The 20,043-nt window shown below is 74.3% G+C and carries 13 protein-coding genes; 5 read left to right on the plus strand and 8 right to left on the minus strand.

From position 1 onward, the window contains the following. Window positions 1–1,100: maltotransferase domain-containing protein (locus tag ACFYOJ_RS28585; protein WP_388598186.1), on the minus strand; the 1,100-nt coding region annotated here is incomplete at its 3' end. 455 nt (window positions 1,101–1,555) lie between these two features. Here ACFYOJ_RS28585 and ACFYOJ_RS28590 point away from each other — a divergent pair. Next, a complete protein-coding gene (locus ACFYOJ_RS28590) occupies window positions 1,556–4,174 on the plus strand; it encodes a glycosyltransferase family 1 protein (protein WP_356556130.1) in 2,619 nt (872 codons plus the stop codon). A 28-nt stretch (window positions 4,175–4,202) separates the two neighbouring features. Here ACFYOJ_RS28590 and ACFYOJ_RS28595 read toward each other — a convergent pair whose 3' ends face one another. From ACFYOJ_RS28595 to ACFYOJ_RS28620, 6 genes are all read right to left on the minus strand, one after another. Next, window positions 4,203–4,712, minus strand: a complete 510-nt coding sequence (locus ACFYOJ_RS28595) for a DUF1990 domain-containing protein (protein WP_356556119.1) — start codon at window positions 4,710–4,712, stop codon at window positions 4,203–4,205. 180 nt (window positions 4,713–4,892) lie between these two features. Continuing rightward, the gene (locus ACFYOJ_RS28600; protein WP_356556117.1) at window positions 4,893–6,932 is read right to left on the minus strand and encodes a M4 family metallopeptidase; all 2,040 of its coding nucleotides are present in this window, start codon (window positions 6,930–6,932) and stop codon (window positions 4,893–4,895) included. 302 nt (window positions 6,933–7,234) lie between these two features. Continuing rightward, on the minus strand, window positions 7,235–9,064 hold the full coding sequence (locus ACFYOJ_RS28605) for an ABC transporter ATP-binding protein (RefSeq protein WP_356556115.1): 1,830 nt from the start codon (window positions 9,062–9,064) through the stop codon (window positions 7,235–7,237). Next, on the minus strand, window positions 9,061–10,947 hold the full coding sequence (locus tag ACFYOJ_RS28610; protein WP_356556114.1) for an ABC transporter ATP-binding protein: 1,887 nt from the start codon (window positions 10,945–10,947) through the stop codon (window positions 9,061–9,063). Before ACFYOJ_RS28610 ends, ACFYOJ_RS28605 begins: the two co-directional genes overlap by 4 nt. Beyond that, window positions 10,944–12,860, minus strand: coding sequence for an ABC transporter ATP-binding protein (locus ACFYOJ_RS28615; RefSeq protein WP_356556112.1), 1,917 nt, complete (start codon window positions 12,858–12,860; stop codon window positions 10,944–10,946). Before ACFYOJ_RS28615 ends, ACFYOJ_RS28610 begins: the two co-directional genes overlap by 4 nt. After that, complete coding sequence (locus ACFYOJ_RS28620; protein ID WP_356556111.1) at window positions 12,857–14,698, minus strand: ABC transporter ATP-binding protein; 1,842 nt, start codon at window positions 14,696–14,698, stop codon at window positions 12,857–12,859. Before ACFYOJ_RS28620 ends, ACFYOJ_RS28615 begins: the two co-directional genes overlap by 4 nt. A gap of 148 nt (window positions 14,699–14,846) precedes the next feature. On the opposite strand from ACFYOJ_RS28620, the gene ACFYOJ_RS28625 reads away from it, so the two are divergent. The 4 genes from ACFYOJ_RS28625 to ACFYOJ_RS28640 are packed head-to-tail and all read left to right on the plus strand — an operon-like array spanning window position 14,847 to window position 18,420. Further along, window positions 14,847–15,749 (plus strand): ABC transporter ATP-binding protein, encoded by a 903-nt coding sequence (locus ACFYOJ_RS28625; protein WP_356556110.1) that lies wholly within the window; start codon window positions 14,847–14,849, stop codon window positions 15,747–15,749. Continuing rightward, on the plus strand, window positions 15,746–16,495 hold the full coding sequence (locus ACFYOJ_RS28630; protein WP_356556109.1) for an ABC transporter permease: 750 nt from the start codon (window positions 15,746–15,748) through the stop codon (window positions 16,493–16,495). The genes ACFYOJ_RS28625 and ACFYOJ_RS28630 overlap by 4 nt, the downstream gene beginning before the upstream one ends. Before the next feature lie 19 nt (window positions 16,496–16,514). Continuing rightward, entirely contained in the window at window positions 16,515–17,786 is a 1,272-nt protein-coding gene (locus tag ACFYOJ_RS28635; RefSeq protein ID WP_388598189.1) for a sensor histidine kinase, read from the plus strand. Next, window positions 17,776–18,420, plus strand: a complete 645-nt coding sequence (locus ACFYOJ_RS28640) for a response regulator transcription factor (RefSeq protein WP_356556105.1) — start codon at window positions 17,776–17,778, stop codon at window positions 18,418–18,420. Before ACFYOJ_RS28635 ends, ACFYOJ_RS28640 begins: the two co-directional genes overlap by 11 nt. 38 nt (window positions 18,421–18,458) lie before the next feature. Here the strand turns inward: ACFYOJ_RS28640 and ACFYOJ_RS28645 are convergent, their stop codons facing one another. Then, entirely contained in the window at window positions 18,459–19,874 is a 1,416-nt protein-coding gene (locus ACFYOJ_RS28645) for a sulfatase-like hydrolase/transferase (RefSeq protein ID WP_356556103.1), read from the minus strand. Window positions 19,875–20,043: the final 169 nt, after the last annotated feature.

The raw sequence follows: 20,043 nt of genomic DNA on the forward strand, positions 1-20,043 counted from the left end.
TGGTGGAACCAGTCGGGGTGTTTGTGGACCCAGGGGTGGTCGGGGGAGCACTGGAGGGCGAGGTCGAGGGCGGTCTCCAGGCCCAGGCGGGCGGCCTCGCCGACGAACCAGGTGAAGTCGTCGAGGGTGCCCAGGGCGGGGTGGATGGTGTCGTGGCCGCCTTCGGGGGAGCCGATGGCCCAGGGGACGCCGACGTCGTGGGGGCCGGCGGAGAGGGTGTTGTTGGGGCCTTTGCGGTGGGTGGTGCCGATGGGGTGGACGGGGGGGAGGTAGACGACGTCGAAGCCCATGGCGGCGATGGCGGGCAGGCGGCGGGCGGCGGTGCGGAAGGTGCCGTGGGGCTGGTCGGGGGTGCCCTCGGAGCGGGGGAAGAACTCGTACCAGGCGCCGTACAGGGCGCGTTCGCGTTCCACCAGCAGGGGCAGCGGTTCGGAGGTGGTGACCAGTTCCCGCAGCGGGTGCCGGGCCAGCACCGCGTCCACCTCCGGCGTCAACGCCGCCGCCAGCCGGGAGGCGGCCGGACGCGACTCGTCCCGCAGCGCGCCGGCGGCGGCGAGCAGGGCCTCGCGCCCCTCGCTCTCCGGCACCCCCGCGGCGGCCCGCTCGTACAGCCGGGCCCCCTCCTCCAGCACGAGACCGGTGTCGATGCCCGCCGGCACCTTGATCCCGGCGTGGTGCCGCCAGGTGGTGACCGGATCGCTCCACGCCTCCACCGCGTACGTCCACAGGCCGGGCTCCCCGGCTCTCACGGTGGCCCCCCAGCGGTCGGTGCCCGGGGCCAGCTCCCGCATCGGCGTCCACGGACCGGGCCGGCCCTCGGGGTCCCTCAGCACGACGTTGGCCGCCACCGCGTCGTGCCCCTCCCGGAACACCGTGGCCGACACCTCGAACGCCTCGCCGGTCACGGCCTTGGCCGGACGACGCCCCTGCAGGACCAGGGGGCGCACGTCGAGAACGGGGATGCGCCCCACGGCGGGAACCGGGGCCGGAGCCGGGTCCGGGGGCGGCGCGGAGGCCGGCGAACCGGCGACCGGGCGGCGCGCGGAGGCCGCCTCGGTACCGGGTGCGGGACGTGCTGACGAGTGGTGCGTGGCGGGCATGACCGCTCCTGTCCGCGTCAACGAAGGGGTGGGCGCATGACTGTGGGGGAGATGGGTCCTGCGGGGACTGCCTGTGGGGGTGTACCGCAGGAGCCTTCCCACACTGTTCGGGTGGGCAATCCGGCACTTTGTTAACTACTCGCGCGTATGTCGACACAGGCGGCGGGTCCCGTTCGAACGCCTTCCCGCGCACCGGTCCCGCAATCAGTGCCGCCGCGACAAGTGCAGCTTTTCGTGCGGGACGACGGGCCACAAGAAGGCCGAGGGGGAGAGATCCGGCCATATCGCCACGCCGGTGCCGTTAGCCCGTACGGCGTTCGAGGGCCGGGCGGTTCGGGCCGATTCGGGGGACTGGGGGCAAAGCACCCGCCGGTGGACACACCGTCACCGGTAACGTCATGGGCGACAAGATGACGCACATCCCGTCCGATCGAGCGAACGCGCTGAGGTGGAGTGTGAAGGCGATCCGTCGACTGACCGTCCGTCCCGTTCTCCCCGAACCCCTCCGGCCGCTCAGCGAGCTGGCCCGCAACCTGCGCTGGTCCTGGCACACGGAGACCCGCGAACTCTTCCAGTCCGTCGACCCCGAACGCTGGTCCGCCTGCGGCCGCGACCCGGTGCGGCTGCTCGGCACCGTCCCCGCCGCGCGCCTGAACGAGCTGTCCGAGGACCACCGTTTCCTGCACCGGCTGACCGAGGTGGCCGACGACCTCGACCACTACATGACCGGCGACCGCTGGTACCAGGCCCGACCGGGCCGGCTCCCCGCCGCCGTCGCCTACTTCTCCCCCGAGTTCGGCATCACCGCCGCCCTGCCCCAGTACTCCGGCGGCCTCGGCATCCTGGCCGGCGACCACCTGAAGGCGGCCAGCGACCTCGGGGTGCCGCTGATCGGCGTCGGCCTGCTCTACCGGCACGGCTACTTCCGCCAGTCCCTGTCCCGGGACGGCTGGCAGCAGGAGCACTACCCCGTCCTCGACCCCCACGAGCTGCCGCTGACCCCCCTCCGGGAGACCGACGGCACCCCCGCCCACGTCGCCCTCGCCCTGCCCGGCGGCCGGGAGCTGCGCGCCCGGATCTGGCAGGCCCAGGTCGGACGCGTCCCCCTGCTGCTGCTGGACTCCGACGTCGAGGAGAACGACCCCGGCGAACGAGGCGTCACCGACCGGCTCTACGGCGGCGGCAGCGAACACCGGCTCCTGCAGGAGATGCTGCTGGGCATAGGAGGTGTCCGGGCGGTACGCGCGTACTGCCGGCTCACCGGCCACGCCGAGCCGGAGGTGTTCCACACCAACGAGGGCCACGCCGGCTTCCTCGGCCTGGAACGAATCGCCGAACTCTGCGACCAGGGGCTGGACTTCGACTCCGCGCTGGAGGCGGTGCGGGCCGGCACCGTCTTCACCACCCACACCCCCGTCCCGGCCGGCATCGACCGCTTCGACCGCGCCCTGGTCACCCGCCACTTCGGCCCCGGCGCCGAACTCCCGCGCATCGACGCCGACCGCGTACTGCGCCTCGGCACGGAGACCTACCCCGGCGGCGATCCGGGCCTGTTCAACATGGCCGTGATGGGCCTGCGCCTCGCCCAGCGCGCCAACGGCGTCTCCCTGCTGCACGGCGGCGTCAGCCGCGAGATGTTCTCCGGCCTGTGGCCCGGCTTCGACGCCGACGAGGTGCCCATCACCTCCGTCACCAACGGCGTGCACGCCCCCACCTGGGTCGCCCCCGAGGTGTTCCGGCTCGGCGCCCGCCAGGCCGGCGCCGAGCGCGCCGAGGACGCGCTCACCGTCGGCGGCTCCGACCGCTGGGACTCCGTCGCCGACATCCCCGACCAGGACATCTGGGAGCTGCGCCGCACCCTGCGCGGACAGCTGGTCGAGGAGGTGCGTCAGCGGCTGCGCGCCTCCTGGCGCCAGCGCGGTGCCGGCTCCGCCGAACTGGGCTGGATCGACGACGTCCTCGACCCGGACGTGCTCACCATCGGCTTCGCGCGGCGCGTCCCCTCGTACAAGCGGCTCACGCTGATGCTGCGCGACCGGGAGCGGCTGACGGAGCTGCTGCTGCACCCCGAGCGGCCGGTCCAGATCGTCGTCGCCGGCAAGGCGCACCCGGCGGACGACGGCGGCAAGCGGCTGGTGCAGGAGCTGGTGCGGTTCGCGGACGACCCGCGGGTGCGCCACCGCATCGTCTTCCTGCCCGACTACGGCATGGCGATGGCGCAGAAGCTCTACCCGGGCTGCGACATCTGGCTGAACAACCCCCTGCGCCCCCTGGAGGCGTGCGGGACCAGCGGCATGAAGGCGGCGCTCAACGGCTGCCTCAACCTGTCGGTGCTGGACGGCTGGTGGGACGAGTGGTACCAGCCCGACTTCGGCTGGGCGATCCCCACCGCCGACGGCGCGGGTACCGATGCCGACCGGCGCGACGCCATAGAGGCCGCCGCCCTCTACGACCTGCTGGAGCAGCGGATCACCCCCCGCTTCTACGAGCGGGGCGCGAGCGGGCTGCCCGACCGGTGGATCGAGATGGTCCGCAGGACCCTGAGCCTGCTCGGGCCCAAGGTGCTGGCCGGCCGCATGGTCCGGGAGTACGTCGAGCGGCTCTACACGCCGGCCGCCGAGGCGCACCGCGCGATGGGCCCGGACGCCGCACGCGCGCTGGCCGAGTGGAAGGCGCGGGTGCGGGCGGCCTGGCCCGGGGTGAGCGTCGACCACGTCGAGACGTCCGCGCCCGCCGCCACGGCGGAGCTCGGCTCGACGCTCGGGCTGCGGGTGCGGGTGGACCTCGGCGACCTCGCCCCGGACGACGTGGAGGTGCAGGCGGTCTCCGGCCGGGTGGACTCCGAGGACCGCATCACCGACGCGGCGACCGTGCCGCTGAAACCGGTGGGCGGCCCCGACCTGGAGGGCCGCTGGACGTACGAGGGGCCGCTCGCCCTGGACCGCACCGGCCCCTTCGGCTACACGGTCCGTGTCCTGCCCGCGCACCGGCTGCTGGCCTCCCCGGCGGAGACGGGGCTGGTCGCGGTGGCGTCGGACGAACGGGGGGAGGCGGCGGGGCTGCTGATGAGGTGAACGCCCGGGGCGGCGGTGCGGACGGGGCTCAGTCCTCGTCCTCGCCGCCGCTCAGCCTCCGCAGGACGGTGCCGCAGCGGCGGGCGTAGGCGTGCTGGAGGCCCCGGGTGGCCGGGCCGCCCGCCTTGGCGTACCACGCGGCCGGGCGGCTGAAGGCGGTCACGGTCAGCCAGACCGTGCCGTCCCCGGTGCGGTCCACGACGAAGGCCTCCTCCCCGCACTCGGGGTGTCCGGGCAGGGTGCCGTACGCCCAGCCGGCGCGGCGGCGCTCCTCCAGCGTCCACACCACCCGGCACGGTGCCTTGATCATTCCGGCCAGGGTGACGGTGACGTCGACGCCGGGCGCGGCCCGCTCGGCGCTCGCGTCGATGCCGACGCCCACCGCCCGGTGCATCTCCCAGGTGAGCACGGCCTCGGCCGCCTGCCGGAACACCGGCTCGCCCTCCCCGAGGCGCGTGCGCACGTGCAGGGGGTGGAAGCCGGGCGGGCAGTGGCCCGGCTCGCGGGTGGCGCCGACGTCGTCGTACGTGAAGGACATGGGCACCAAGACTAGGGCGGCACCCGGGAACCGCTGGTTCCGGGTGCCGCCGGGTCGTGCGGGTGCGGTGGAGAGGGCGCCGTCCCCGGGAGAACCCCTCCGAGGACGGCGCCCCGACTGTGGACCGCCGGTCTGCTGACCTGCCGGTCTGCCGGTCTGCCGGTCTGTCGGTCTGTCGGTCTACGGGAAGGTCAGGCGCCAGGCGTCGAGGTAGCCGGTGTCGGACGGGCCCTGGTCCTGGACGCGCAGCTTCCAGGTGCCGTTGGCCCTTTCGGAGGAGGCGTCGACCGTGTAGGTCTCGTGCACGTCCTTCGCCGGGTCGTAGCCGCTGGACTTGAGCCGGTACGCCGTCCCGTCGGGGGCGATCAGGTCGATCCGGAGGTCACCGCGCCAGGAGTGGACGATGTCGACGCCCACCTGGAGGTTGCTCGGCGCGTTGCCGGTGCGGCCGGTGACGGTGATCGAGGAGGTCACCGCGGAACCGTAGTCGGGGATGGTCACGTTCGTCGTGTTCTCGAGGGTCGTGCCGCCCCCGCCGCCGTCGCCCGGGCGGGAGCCGACGTTGACGCCCGCCCACGCGTCCTGCACCGCCTTGTACTCGGCGCTGTCGGTGCCGTACAGCTCACCGGCCGCCGCGAGGGTGCCGGTGCGGGCGCCCGCGTAGTCGGTGGTCGAGGTGAACTTCGTGGTCAGCGCGCGGAACCAGATCTTCGCGGCCTTGTCGCGGCCGATGCCGGTGACCGGGAGGCCGTCGGAGGTGGGCGAGTCGTAGGTGACACCGTTGACGGTCTTGGTGCCGCTGCCCTCGCTCAGCAGGTAGAAGAAGTGGTTGGCCGGGCCGGACGAGTAGTGGACGTCCACGCCGCCGAGCCCCGAGTACCAGTAGTCCTTGGACGCGCCGTCCTTGCTGGGCTTGTCCATGTGGCGCAGCGGGGTGCCGTCGCCGTTGATGTCGATCTCCTCGCCGATGAGGTAGTCACCGACGTCGGAGGGGTTGTTCGCGTGGAACTCGACCGCGGCGGCGAAGATGTCGCTCGTCGCCTCGTTCAGTCCGCCGGACTCGCCGCTGTAGACGAGGTTCGCCGTGTTCGAGGTGACGCCGTGGGTCATCTCGTGCGCGGCCACGTCGATGGAGGTCAGCGGGTTGGCGTTGCCCGCGCCGTCGCCGTACGTCATGCAGAAGCAGCTGTCGGACCAGAAGGCGTTGACGTAGTTGTTGCCGTAGTGGACGCGGGAGTACGCGCCCACGCCGTCGCCGCGGATGCCCGAGCGGCCCTGGACGTCCTTGAAGTAGTCCCAGGTCAGCGCGGCCCCGTAGTGGGCGTCGGCGGCGGCCGTCTCGGCGTTGGACGCTGCTCCGTTGCCCCACACGTCGTCGGGGCCGGTGAAGAGCGTGCCGGTGCCGGAGGTGCCCCGGTTCAGGTTGTACGTCCTGTGGTTGCCGCGCGCGGTGTCGGTCAGCGTGTACGAGGATCCGGACTGCGCGGTGCCCAGCGTCACCGTGCCGCTGTACAGGGTGTTGCCGGTGCCGTTGTGGATCGCCTGGTACTCGTACAGCTTGGCGCCGGTGACCGCGTCGGTGACGACGTGCAGCTCGTTGGGGGTGCCGTCCTTCTGGAGGCCGCCCACGACCGTCTCGTACGCCAGGACCGGGGTGCCGTCGCCCGCCCAGATCACCTTGCGCGGGGCGCGGTCGGCGTCCGGCGCCTTCGCGCCGGCGGCCTCGGCGGCGGACACGGCCTGCGACTCGGCCTTCGCGGCGGAGATCTTCGGTGTCACGGTGGCCGGCCTGATCGCCTTGGCGGTGGCCTTCACGACCTGCTCGGTCCTGCCCGAGGCGGCGGTGGTGACGACCAGGTCGCCGCCGAGGACGGGCAGCCCGTCGTAGGTGCGCTCGTAGCGGGTGTGCAGGGTGCCGTCGCGGTCCTTGACCACGTCCCGGACGACCAGTTTCTCCTTGGCCCCCAGGCCCAGGTCGCCGGCGGTCCTCGCCTTGGCGGCGTCGGCGTCCCGGATCAGCTCCGCGCGCTGGGCCGGGGTGAGCCCGACGGACTCGGCGCCCGGGGCGGGGGCCTGCCGCGGGGCGGCGGTGGCGCCGCCGGCCTGGAAGGCGGTGGCGAGCAGCGCGGCGACACCGGCCAGGGCGACGCCGGCCGCGCGGCGGTGCGTGGTGGGGGAGGTGCGTCTGTGGGGAGTGCTGTGGGGAGTGTTGTCGCTCAACACCGACTCCTTCTGCGTGGCCGCGGATCGCGCGGCCGGGGGAGACCGGGCGGCGGGTGAGCCGTCCGGGCGGAGCTGGGTGGTACGCAGAAACCACGTGCTCGGAACCGGCCGCGGCACAGCGCCGGAAGGTGAACCGGTGGGGCGCTGTGGAGCGGCCGTGGGAAGAGTGGCAGGGGAATCGGGCACTTGTCAGGACCGCGTCATGAAGTTGGCCGGAAATCGTTCGTTGCCCGGGAGTTCACGTTCGATAAACGGAGCTGTTCCTTCGGGGCCGTGCCGGGCCGCCACCGACCGCCCGCTCAGCCGGCGTGCCCTCCCGGAAGGGCCGCCCGGGAGTCGCCCCGGGCGTTTTCCTCCGGCCGGTCTCCGTGCCATGACCCCCACAGCGCCGCGTACGTCCCACCGGCCGCCACCAGCTCGTCGTGCGTGCCGAGTTCGGTCAGCCGGCCGTCCTCCATGACGGCCACGCGGTCGGCGTCGTGCGCGGTGTGCAGCCGGTGCGCGACGGCGATGACCGTACGGCCCTCCAGCACGGCGGCGAGCGCCCGCTCGGTGTGCCGGGCCGTCGTCGGATCCAGCAGGGCGGTGGCCTCGTCCAGGATCAGCGTGTGCGGATCGGCCAGCACCACCCGGGCGAGGGCGAGCTGCTGGGCCCGGGAGCCGTCGGCGTGGCCCCCGTCGCCGGGCCCGCCGCCCAGTGCGGTGTCCAGGCCGTCCGGCAGCGCCCGCACCCACTCGTCGGCGCCGACCGCGGCCAGGGCCGCCCACAACGCGTCGTCGTCGGCGCCCGGTCCGGCGATGAGCAGGTTGTCGCGGACCGAGCCCAGGAAGACGTGGTGCTCCTGGGTGACCAGCACGACCTGGCGGCGCAGCCGCTCCGGGGCGAGCGCGACGACGGGCACGCCGCCCACCGTCACGGAGCCCCCCGTCGGCGCGTCCACACCGGCCAGCAGCCGGCTCAGCGTGGTCTTGCCGGCCCCCGAGGGCCCGACGACGGCCAGCCGCTCACCCGGCCGCACGCTCAGGTCCACCCCGCGCAGCACCTCGCCGCCGCGGCCGTAGGCGTACCGCGCCCCGGACACGTCGATACGGTCGTCCGCCGGGACGGCCGCGTCGTCCGCCGCGGCCCGCGGAGCGAGGGCCAGCCCCTCCACCCGGGCGAAGGACGCGGCCCCGCGCTGGAGTTCCTCGAACCGCATCAGCACCTCGTCGAGCGGTCCGGTCAACTGCTGGAGGAACAGGGCGCAGGACACCACCACGCCCACACTCACCTCCCCGTGCGCGTGCAGGAACCCGCCGGCCAGCAGCACTCCCGCCACGGGCACGACGTACGACACCTCGACCACCGGGAAGAACACGCTGCGCAGGTACAGCGTGGCGAACCGGGCGCGCCGCGAGACCGCGAGCGCCTCCCGGCTCGCCGCGATCCGCTCCCCGGCCAGCCGGAACGCCTCGACGGTGCGCGCGCCCGCCACCGTCGAGGCCACGACCTCGCCCACGGCCGAATTGGCCTCCCCCTCCGCGAGATACCCGTCCCGCGCCCGCCGCAGATACCAGCGCAGCGCCCACCAGACCGGCAGCAGCAGCACCAGCGCCACGGCGCCGAGCAGCGGGGACAGCACGAACAGCGCGGCGGCGAGGAACAGCGTCTGCACGGCGTTGACCAGCAGCTCCGGGCCCGCGTCCCGCAGCGTTGTGCCGACGGTGGTCACATCGGCCGTGCCCCGCGTCGTCAGGTCCCCGGTGCCCGCCCGCTCCACCGCGGACGCGGGCAGCGCCAGCGTCCGGTCCACGAACCGCTCCCGCACCCGGGCCAGCGTCCGCTCGCCGAAACGGTGCCCCACGTACCGGGCCCAGCGCGCCAGCAGCAGCTGGGCCGCCGAGCACACCAGGATGGCCAGCGCCATCCGGTCCACCGCGCCGACCCCGCCCCCGGCCCGCACCTCGTCGACGATCCGGCCGAGCAGCCACGGCCCGGCGAGCCCGGCCAGGGCCGCCAGCGCGTTCAGGCAGAGGAGGCCCGCGAACGCCCGCGCGTCGGCGCGCACGAGGCCGGTCATCGCCCGGCGCACGGCGGCGCGCCCGGCGACCGGAAGTCCGCCCGGTGTCCCCGGCGCCTGCGGTGTCATCGCACGGCCTCCTCTTCCGTGAGGCCCCCGGAGGTTCCGGCGCCCTCGGGCTCCTCGGTGTTCTCCATGTCGCGCGCGACCAGCTCCCGGTAGCCCGGCTCGGCGCGGAGCAGTTCGCGGTGGCCACCGGTGGCGGCGACCTTGCCGTCGACGAGGTAGTGCACGACGTCCGCCCGGTCGAGCACCAGCGGGGACGTGGTGGCCAGCACGGTCGTGCGGTCCGCACGCGTCTTCCGCAGCCGGTCCGCCACCGTCGCCTCGGTGTGCGCGTCCAGCGCGGAGGTCGGCTCGACGGCGAGCAGCACCTCGGGGTCGGCCAGCAGCGCCCGGGCCAGCCGGACTCGCTGGCGCTGGCCGCCGGAGAGGCTGCGGCCCTGGGCGGCGACGGGGGTGTCCAGTCCCTCCGGCAGGCCCCGGACGATGTCGTCGGCGGCGGCGCAGTGGACGGCCCGGGCGAGACGCGCCTCGTGGGCCTCACCGCCCGCGCGTCCGTGCCCCGCCCCCGCCCCCGCACCGCCCGCACCGCCCGTACCGCCCGCGTCGCCGGGGCGGGGCCGCGCGGCGCCGAGGACCTCGCGCAGGGTGCCCGCGAACAGGTCGGCCTCCGCGTCGGCGACCAGGATGCGCTCCCGCACCCGGGGCAGCGGGATCTCCGCCAGCGGCACCCCGCCCCAGGTGACGCCGGAGCCGGCGTACCGGCCGAGGCGGTCCACCACGGCGGCGGCGTCGGCCGGCCGCGCCCCGGCGAGCACCGTCAGCCGCCCCGGCACCACCCGTACCCCGGACTCCGGGTCGTACAGCTCCGCCGGCCCCGCCGGGGCGTCGCGCGTGCCGCGGTCGGGCTCCGGCTCCAGCCGCAGGAACGCGACCACCCGGCGGGCGGCCACCACACCCCGGCTGAGCTGGTGGCTCCCCTCGATCAGGAACAGCACCGGCCAGCCCAGCGCCACGACGTAGCCGTACACCGACACCAGCTCCCCGACGCTGATCTCGCCGCGCGCGGCCAGCCGGGCGCCCAGCCACGTCACCAGCCCCAGGAACAGCATCGGCAGCCCCGCCCCGAGGGCCTGGATCCAGCTCGTCACCGCCCCGACCCGGTACCCCTGCTCACGCAGCCGCGCCGAGTCCCGGCGGAAGGCGTCCGCGACCAGGTTCTTGCCGCCCAGCCCGTTCAGCACCCGCAGCCCGCCCGCCAGGTCGCCGATCCGCGCGGTCAGCACGCCCTGCCGTTCCCGGTACTCGGTCTCCCGGCCCTGCAGCCGGCCCATCAGCGGCCCCAGCAGGATCCCGAGCACCGGCACGCCGAGCAGCACCACCAGGGCCAGCCACGGCGACACCGACAGCATCAGAGCCCCGACCACCGCGTAGGCGACGACCGCCCCGACGCCGGGACCGACCGCGGTCAGCGACTGGCTGATCGTCTGCACGTCGCCCACGCCGATGGTGACGACCTCGCCGGCCCCCACCTGCCGCCGCAGCGCCGCACCGAGCCGCGCGGCGTGGTCGACGACGACCTTCACGGTGCGGAAGTTGGCGTCCATCCGGACCCGCGTCATCGTGCGGTGCCGCAGGACGCCCAGCCAGGCGTTGACGGCACCCGCCGCCGTCAGCGCGCCCGTCCAGCCGGCCAGCGCGCCCAGGTCACCGCGCTCCAGACCGTGGTCGACCGCCCGCGCCATCAGGTACGGCGTCGCCGCCAGCAGCACCATCCACACGCTGGCCAGCACCGCACCCGCCGCGCAGCGCCGCCACTGCGCGCCGACCAGCCACCCCAGATACCGCCAGCCGCCCCGGCGGTCGGGCGTGCCCGGATCCTCGTACGGGTCGATCGTGGCACCGCCGGTGCGCCATCCGCCCGTGCGCCATCCGCCGGTGCCGCTCACGCGAGGGAGTCCCGCCACGCGCGGTGCAGGTCCGCGAACCTGCCCGTGCCCGCGATGAGTTCGGCCGGGGTGCCGTCCTCCACGATCCGTCCGTGCTCCATCACCAGCACCCGGTCGGCGATCTCCACCGTCGACAGCCGGTGCGCGATCACCACCGCCGTACGGCCCCTCAGCACCGTCGCCATGGCCCGCTGCACCGCCCGCTCGCCGGGGACGTCCAGCGAGCTGGTCGCCTCGTCCAGGATCAGCACCGCCGGGTCGGCGAGCAACGCCCGCGCGAACGCCACCAGTTGCCGCTGCCCGGCGGAGATGCGGCCGCCCCGCTTGCGGACGTCGGTGTCGTAGCCGTCGGGCAGCGCGGCGATGAAGTCGTGGGCGCCGATCGCCTTCGCGGCCCGCTCGATCTCCTCGCGGGTCGCCTCCGGACGGCCGATGGCGATGTTCTCGGCGACCGTGCCGGAGAACAGGAACGCCTCCTGCGTCACCATCACCACCCCGCGCCGCAGCTCCGGCGCGGCGAGGTCGCGCAGGTCGGTGCCGTCCAGCAGGACCCGCCCCTCGGAGGGGTCGTAGAACCGGGCGAGCAGCTTGGCCAGCGTCGACTTGCCCGCGCCGGTCGAGCCGACCACGGCGACGGTCTGCCCGGCCGGGATCGTCAGGTCGAAGCGGGGCAGCACCTCGCCGCCGGTGCGGTAGGCGAAGCGGACCGAGTCGAAGACGACCTCGCGCCCGGGGTGTGCGGACTTCAGCGGCGGCAGTTCCCGCGGCGCGGCCGGTTCGGGCACCGACGGCGTCTGGGCCAGCAGTCCGGCGATCTTCTCCAGGGAGGCCGCCGCCGACTGGTAGGAGTTCAGGAACATGCCGAGCCGGTCGATCGGGTCGTACAGCCGGCGCAGGTACAGCACCGCCGCCGCCAGCACACCGAGCGCCAGCGTGCCGTCGGCGACCCGGTGGGCGCCCCACAGCACGATCCCCGCCACGGCCGTGTTGGCGACCAGCCGCGAGCCGACGACGTACCGGGCCATCTCCAGCAGCGCGTCGCCGTTGGTCCGCTCGTGACGCCGGTTCAGCACGGCGAAGTCGGCGTCGTTGGCGGCCTCCCGGCGGAAGGCGCGCACCGGCCGGATGCCGTTCATCGTCTCCACGAACTTCACGATCACCGCCGCGATCGCCGTGGACCGCTTCCGGTACACGCGTCCCGCCCGCCGCTGATAGATCCGGATCAGCCCGTACAGCGGCACGAACGACGCCACCGCGACCGCGCCGAGGCCGAGGTCCAGCCACAGCAGCATCGCCGAGATGTAGACGAACGACAGGACGACCGTGACCAGTTCCTGCAGCCCCTCGCCGAGCAGCTCCCGCAGCGACTCCACGTCCGTGGTGGAACGGGAGATGAGCCGCCCCGACGTGTACCGCTCGTGGAAGTCGACGCTGAGCGCCTGCGCGTGCCGGAAGATCCGGCCCCGCAGGTCCAGCAGCACGTCCTGGCTGACGCGGGCGGACACGGCGACGAACGCGTACTGCAGGGCGCCCCCGGCCAGCGCGCACAGCAGGTACCCGGCGCCGACCGCGATCAGCGGACCGCGGTCGTGGTCGCGGAAGGCCGGCACGGCCCGGTCGATGGCGTACGCCACCAGCAGCGGACCCGCCTGCAGGGCCGCCTGCTGGAGCAGCAGGAGCAGCGCCGTGACCGCGACGCGGGCCTTCATGGGCGCCAGCAGCGAACGCAGCAGCGCCGCCGTGGCGCCCGGCGGGCTGGGCAGGACGTCGCGGTCGAAGTCGTCGCCGGTGTGTTCCGCGGTATGCCCCGCGCCGTCCCCGGGCAGGCGGGCCGGATCCTCCGTCCCGCCGGGGGCGGCCCCGGCCCCGGTCGCGGACGTGGACGGGGGCGTGGGCGTCGTGGGGGCCGTCATCGCCGGTCGTCCTCCTGTTCCCGCGCGCCCGACATCAGGTGGGCGTACTCGGCGTTGGTCCGCAGCAGTTCGTGGTGGGTGCCGACGGCGGCGATCCGGCCGCCCGAGAGCAGGGCGACGCGGTCGGCGAGCAGGACGGTGGAGGGCCGGTGCGCCACGATCAGGGCGGTGGTGTCCGCGAGGACCTGCCGCAGGGCGGCCTCCACCGCGGCCTCCGTGTGCACGTCCAGCGCGGACAGCGGGTCGTCCAGGACGAGGAACCTCGGCCTGCCGACGACCGCCCGGGCCAGCGCGAGGCGCTGCCGCTGGCCGCCGGACAGGCTCAGGCCCTGCTCGCCGACCTGGGTGCCGGTGCCCTTCGGGAGGGCGTGCACGAAGTCGGCCTGCGCGACGGCCAGCGCCCGCTCCAGCGCGTCGGGGCCGGTGCCCTCACCCGCGCCCATCAGTACGTTCTCGCCGACGGTCGCCGAGAAGAGCGTGGGCTCCTCGAAGGCGACGGCGACCAGGGCGCGCAGCTCCTCGCGGGGCAGGGCGGCGATGTCCACGCCGTCCAGCGTGATCCGGCCCCCGGTCACCTCGTGCAGCCGGGGGATCAGCGCGGTCAGCGTCGTCTTGCCGCTGCCGGTGGCGCCGACCAGCGCCATGGACTCGCCGGGGCGGATGTGCAGGTCGACCCCGTCGAGCAGGGGCGGGGAACCGGGGGGAGCGTCGGGATAACGGAACCGCACGTTCTCGAACCGCAGTCCGCCCTCCGCCCCGGCGGCGGCCCCCCGCGCCGCCGAGCCGCGCGTCCCGCCCGCCGGCACCGACGTCCGGTCGCCGGCACCCCCCGGCGCCTCCACCTCCGCGTCCATCACCTCGAAGTACCGGTCCGTGGCCGTCGCCGCCTCCTGGCTCATCGCCAGCAGGAACCCGATCGACTCCACCGGCCACCGCAGCGCCAGCGCCGTCGACAGGAACGCCACCAGCGTCCCCGCCGACAGCGTCCCGTCGGCCACCTGCACCGCCCCCACCACCAGCGCCGCACCGATCGCCAGCTCCGGCAGCGTCACGATGACCGCCCAGATCGCCGCCAGCAGCCGCGCCTTGCGCAGCTCCGTCCCCCGCAGCGTGTGCGACAGCTCGTGGAAGGCGCGGGCCTGGCTGCGGTGCCGTCCGAAGCCCTTGATGACGCGGATGCCGAGCACGCTCTCCTCGACCACCGTCGTCAGGTCCCCGACCTGGTCCTGCGCGCGCCGCGCCACCGCGGAGTACTTCTTCTCGAAGACCGCGCAGGTGATCATCACGGGGATCGCCGGCCCGAGGACGACCAGCCCCAGCGTCCAGTCCTGCACCAGCATGATGCCCACGCCGACCAGGATCGTGACCCCGTTGACCAGCAGGAACGTCAGCGGGAAGGCGAGGAACATCCGCAGCAGCATCAGGTCCGTCGTCCCCCGGGACAGCAACTGCCCCGAGGCCCACCGGTCGTGGAAGGCGACCGGCAGTCGCTGCAGACGCCGGTACAGATCCGCCCGCATCCCCGCCTCGACACCCGCCAGCGGCCGGGCCACCAGCCACCGTCGCAGCCCGAACAGCAGCGCCTCCGCCAGCCCGAGCAGCAGCAGGTACAGCGCGCCGAGCCACACGCCCGCCGGGTCCCGGTCGGCGACCGGCCCGTCCACCATCCACTTCAGGACGAGCGGGATCACCAGCCCCACGCAGGAGGCGAGGACCGCCACGAACGCGGCGGCCGACAACCGCGCCCGCACGGGCCGCACATACGGCCACAGGCGCAGCAGGGAACGCACGGCGGAACGGGGCTCGGCGGGCACAGCGGATACAGGTGTCGTGGGCATCAGCAGCGAGCCTACGGTTCACCACTGACAGTGACCACCGGGTTTTCGCGCGCACCGGGGTCGTACGGGGGCATCGGCCGATCGGCTGATGCGACTTCGGGCGAGACGGCCGATGTTCCCGGCGCCCGCGCCACGGGAGGCTGCTGCCATGTCCGTCATCGAAGTCACCGACCTGCGCAAGTCCTACGGCGGCCGGCCCGCCGTCGACGGTGTGTCGTTCGCCGTCGAGGAGGGTGAGATCTTCGGCATCCTCGGCCCGAACGGCGCCGGCAAGACCACCACCGTCGAGTGCGTCGAGGGCCTGCGCGTCCCCGACGCGGGACGCGTCCGCGTCACCGGCCTCGACCCCGTCGCCGACCACCAGGAGGTCACCCGCGTCCTGGGCGCCCAGCTCCAGCAGAGCGCGCTCCAGCCCAAGCTGACCGTCCGTGAGGCGCTGGAGCTGTACGCCGGCTTCTACCCGAAGCCCGCCGACTGGCGCCCGCTCGCCGAACGCCTCGGTCTCGCACCGAAGCTGGACACCCGGTTCGCCAAGCTCTCCGGTGGCCAGAAGCAGCGCCTGTCCATCGCGCTCGCCCTCATCGGCGACCCGCGGGTCGTGGTGCTGGACGAGCTGACCACCGGCCTCGACCCGCGCGCCCGGCGTGACACCTGGCAGCTCATCGAGGACGTCCGCGCGGGCGGCGTCACCGTCCTGCTGGTCACCCACTTCATGGAGGAGGCGCAGCGCCTCTGCGACCGCATCGCGGTGATCGACAAGGGGCGGGTCGCCGCCCTGGACACCCCGGCCGGGCTGATCCGCCGGTCGGCGGGCGCCACCGTCATCAGCTTCACGCCGTCCGCCCCGCTGGACGACGACGATCTCAACGCCCTGCCGGGGCTGGCCTCGATCGGCCACAAGGACGGCCGCGTCACGCTGTCCGGCACCGACGAGACGGTCAACGCCGTCATCACCCTCCTCGCCCGCACCCGCGTCACCGCCCACCAGCTGCGCGTCACCGACGCCACGCTGGACGACGCCTTCCTGGACCTCACGGAGACCACGGCATGAGCACCGGCATCCTCGACACCGCCGTACTGAAGACGGAGATCCGCCTCTTCCGGCGCGAACCCGGCGGCATCTTCTGGACCCTGGCCTTCCCCACCCTGCTCCTGGTGATCCTGGGCTCCATCCCCTCCTTCCGCGAGACCGACCCGAACCTCGGCGGGCTGCGCCCGGTCGACGCCTACGTCCCGGTGGCCGTCCTCCTCGGGCTGATCCTCGGCGGACTGCAGGGCATGCCCCCGACGCTCACCGGCTACCGGGAGAACGGCATCCTGCGCCGGATGTCCACCACACCGGTACGCCCCGCCGCCCTGCTGACCGCGCAGATGCTGGTGTTCGCCGGCGCGGGGCTGCTCTCCGCGCTCCTCACGCTCACGGCAGGCCGGCTCGCCTTCGGTGTGACGCTGCCGGGGCAGCCGTTCGGCTACCTCCTCGCGCTGCTGCTCGCCCTGGGGGCCTGCCTCGCCCTGGGAGCCCTGCTCGCCGCCCTGTCCCGCACGACGAAGATCGCCACCGCGATCGGGTCCGCCGCGATGTTCCCCGCGATGTTCTGCGCGGGCGTGTGGCTGCCGGTGGAGGCCATGCCCGACGTGCTGGCCGGCATCGTCGGCTGGACCCCGTTCGGCGCCGCCGCGCAGGCCCTGAACGACGCCGCGGCGGGCGACTGGCCGGGCTGGGCCCACCTCGGGGTACTGGCGGGCTGGACGGTGCTGCTCACCGCGGCGGCGGCGCGCTGGTTCCGCTGGGAGTGAGAGCGGGGCGGGCGAACCCATGACCGACAATGACGCCATGACGGAGACGACGGTGGTCGACGACCGATGGGCGGCCTTCGACCGCTGGGGTCCCTACGGACTCCTGCTCCTGGCCACCCTGATCTCCTGGACGGTGGCCGACGCCTTCGGCATGACCACCGGTGAGCGGTGGGCGGCGGGCGCCCTGATCGTCGTGGCCGTCGTCGTGCAGGTGTGGTGGTCCCGGGCGGCACGCACCCGTCCGGGACCGTCCACGGCGGGCGCCTGGCAGTACGCCGTCCGCTGGGCGATCGGCTTCGCCCTCACCTGGCTGAATCCTCTGTTCGCCTTCTACGCGGTCATCGGCTACTTCAGCGCCGAGCGCCTGCTCCCGCGACGCCTGCGCAGAGCCGGCCTGTTCGCCACCGCCGTGACGATGGCGGGCTCCCAGTCCGGTGGACTGCCACCGAGCGGGGAACTGGGGTGGGTGCTCTTCGGCGGCCTCCTCGGCGCCAACGCCCTGCTGGTCCTCCTCTTCGGCCACTTCGCCGACCTGGAGGAGGCCCGCGGCCGGGCCCGGCTGGAGACCATCGCCGAACTGGAGCGCGCCAACACCGCGTTGCAGCAGGCCCTCGACGAGAACGCCGCCCTGCACGCCCAACTCCTCGTCCAAGCGCGGGAGGCCGGGGTCGCCGACGAGCGGCGCCGGCTGGCCGCCGAGATCCACGACACCCTCGCCCAGGGGCTGACCGGCATCATCGCCCAGCTCCAGGCCGTGGCGGCCGCCCCGGACCCGGCCGTGGCCCGCACGCACACCGACCGGGCTCTCGCCCTGGCCCGCCACAGCCTCGGCGAGGCCCGCCGCTCCGTGCACAACCTCTCCCCGGCAGCCCTCGCCGACGCCGGACTCCCGGACGCGCTGCGCAAGACGGTGACGGAGTGGAGCGAACGGACCGGCGTCCGGGCGGGTTTCACCGTCACCGGCACCGCGGAGCCCCTGCACGACGAGGTGGCGGCCACCCTCCTGCGCATCACCCAGGAGGCCCTGTCCAACACCGCCCGGCACGCCGCCGCCGGCCGGGTCGGCGTCACCCTCTCCTACATGGGCGACGAGATCACCCTCGACATACGCGACGACGGCAAGGGCTTCGACCCGCTCACCGCCCGCCGGCGCACCCCCACCGGCGGCTTCGGCCTCGACGGCATGCGGGCCCGCGCCGAGCGCATCGCCGGTTCGCTCACCGTCGAGGCGGAACCCGGCCAGGGCACGGCCGTCTCGGCTCGCGTACCGTTGGTCCGCCATGACCGATGACGCCGTGATCACCCTCCTCATCGTCGACGACCACCCCGTCGTACGCGACGGCCTGCGCGGCATGTTCGAGTCCGCGCCCGGCTTCCGCGTCCTCGGCGAGGCGGCGGACGGCGTCCAGGCGCTGGAACGCGCCGCCGAACTGGACCCCGACGTGATCCTCATGGACCTGCGCATGCCGGGCGGCGGGGGAGTGGACGCCATCCGGGAGCTGACCCGCCGCGGCGCCCGCGCCAAGGTCCTGGTCCTGACCACGTACGACACCGACTCCGACACGCTGCCCGCGATCGAGGCCGGCGCGACCGGCTACCTCCTCAAGGACGCGCCCCGCGACGACCTGTTCACCGCGGTCCGCGCCGCCGCACAGGGCCGCACCGTCCTCTCCCCGGCCGTCGCCACCCGCCTGGTCTCCGCGGTCCGCGCGCCCAGGACCCCCGGCGGCGAGCCCCTCTCCGCCCGCGAGCGCGAGGTGCTCGCCCTGGTCGCCCGCGGCACCTCCAACAAGGAGATCGCCCGCGAGCTGTTCATCAGCGAGGCCACCGTGAAGACCCACCTCACCCACCTCTACGCCAAACTCGGCGTCAACGACCGCGCGGCGGCGGTGGCGACGGCCTACGACCGGGGCATCCTCGGCTGAGCCCTCACCCGCGTCCGCCGCGACCGGGACCGCGCCGGTCAGGCCGCCGGGTAGGGCAGCAGGGTGCCGTCCACCTTCTCCCACGCCGTCCTCAGTTCGGCCAGCAGCTCCGGCCGTTCGGCGGCGAGGTCGGCCTGTTCGCGGGCGTCGGCGGCCAGGTCGAACAGGTGGTCCCGGCCGTCCGCGTCCCGGTAGTACTTCCAGTCGCCGCGCCTGAGCGCCCGGTTGCGCCGCACCCGCCAGAACAGGTCCCGCTCGGGCACCCTCTCGCCGCGCAGCAGGTAGCCGGCGAGACTGTGGCCGTCGAGCGGGTACGCCGGGTCCGGCCGGGCACCGCCCAGCTCCAGCAGGGTGGCCGTCCAGTCGGGGGAGTACACGGGGACGTGGCTGACCTGACGGGCGTCGACGCCGGCCGGCCAGCGCAGAACGGTCGGGATCCGGATGCCGCCCTCCAGCAGCTCCCCCTTCCCGCCGCTGAGCGGCCACTGGTACGAGAAGCGCTCACCGCCGTTGTCGCTGGCGAAGACGACCAGCGTGTTCTCCTCCTGGCCCGAGCGGCGCAGCGCGGCGAGCACCCGGCCGACCGAGGCGTCCAGGTCCTCGACCATCTCCCGGTACTTCTCCACCGAGCCGCCGTCGTCGTGCCGCAGCGCGCCCAGCACGTTCCCGGAGCGGATCCGGGCGGCGATCTCCGCGCCCTTCTCCTCGTCGTCCTCGGTGAGCCACGGCCAGTGCGGGGTGGTGAAGTTGAGGTTGAGCAGCCAGGGCCGGTCGTGGTCGCGGGAGACGTACTCGACGGCCCGCTCGGTCAGGACTGTGGTGTAGTAGCGCAGGTCCTTGTAGGTGGCGTCGCCCTCGTACAGGTCGTACTCGCCGAGCTGGCCCAGCTTGGAGAAGTACTCCAGAGCGCCGCCGAAGTTGCCGAAGAACTCGTCCCAGCCGGACTTGGTGGGGCTGTAGTCCGGCAGCCAGCCGCAGTGCCACTTGCCGATCAGGGCGGTCGCGTAACCGGCCCTCTTCAGCAGGGAGGCGAGGGTCGGGTGGTTCGGGTCCAGGCCCTGGGAGCGGTGACCGAGCGGCTCGGCGAGACCGCCCTTGGTACGGCCCGGGTGGCGGCCCGTGTAGAGGCTGAACCGGGTCGGGGAGCAGGTTGCCGACCCCGAGTAGCCGTCGGTGAACCGCACCCCCTGTGCGGCGAGCCGGTCCAGGTGCGGCGTCCGGATGTGCGGGGCGCCGTACGACGACAGGTCGGCCCAGCCGAGGTCGTCACCGAGGACGAACAGGATGTTGGGGCGTCTGCGCGGACGGTTGGTGGCGGGGCGGGACCGGAACGGGCGCTCGGCGGGAGCGGCCGGGGCGGTGGCCGCCGACGCGGTGGCGGACGCGCCGGTGACGGCCGTCACCGCCCCGCCGCCGACCAGGCCACCGAAGACACGACGGGATATCTCGGGCATGCGTGATCCAGGGAAGAGAAGGGGTGGGAGAGGAGGGGGTGCGAGGCGCGGGTCAGCGACAGACGGCGCCGGACCGGCGGCACGGAACGACGCGGCATCGCGCGACGAGCGCGGCGCACACGCACCGGAGAGCGGTGAGGGACCTCATGACCCGGGACGCTGTCAGCCG

This window comes from Streptomyces sp. NPDC006384 (assembly GCF_042870695.1).
Lineage (GTDB): Bacteria > Actinomycetota > Actinomycetes > Streptomycetales > Streptomycetaceae > Streptomyces.

Excerpts from the sequence above, each read along its gene's own strand:
- ACFYOJ_RS28595 (WP_356556119.1), bottom strand. The coding sequence starts at position 4,712 with ATGTCCTTCACGTACGACGACGTCGGCGCCACCCGCGAGCCGGGCCAC.
- ACFYOJ_RS28605 (WP_356556115.1), bottom strand. The coding sequence starts at position 9,064 with ATGACACCGCAGGCGCCGGGGACACCGGGCGGACTTCCGGTCGCCGGG.
- ACFYOJ_RS28615 (WP_356556112.1), bottom strand. The coding sequence starts at position 12,860 with ATGACGGCCCCCACGACGCCCACGCCCCCGTCCACGTCCGCGACCGGG.
- ACFYOJ_RS28620 (WP_356556111.1), bottom strand. The coding sequence starts at position 14,698 with ATGCCCACGACACCTGTATCCGCTGTGCCCGCCGAGCCCCGTTCCGCC.
- ACFYOJ_RS28625 (WP_356556110.1), top strand. The coding sequence starts at position 14,847 with ATGTCCGTCATCGAAGTCACCGACCTGCGCAAGTCCTACGGCGGCCGG.
- ACFYOJ_RS28630 (WP_356556109.1), top strand. The coding sequence starts at position 15,746 with ATGAGCACCGGCATCCTCGACACCGCCGTACTGAAGACGGAGATCCGC.
- ACFYOJ_RS28635 (WP_388598189.1), top strand. The coding sequence starts at position 16,515 with ATGACCGACAATGACGCCATGACGGAGACGACGGTGGTCGACGACCGA.
- ACFYOJ_RS28640 (WP_356556105.1), top strand. The coding sequence starts at position 17,776 with ATGACCGATGACGCCGTGATCACCCTCCTCATCGTCGACGACCACCCC.
- ACFYOJ_RS28645 (WP_356556103.1), bottom strand. The coding sequence starts at position 19,874 with ATGCCCGAGATATCCCGTCGTGTCTTCGGTGGCCTGGTCGGCGGCGGG.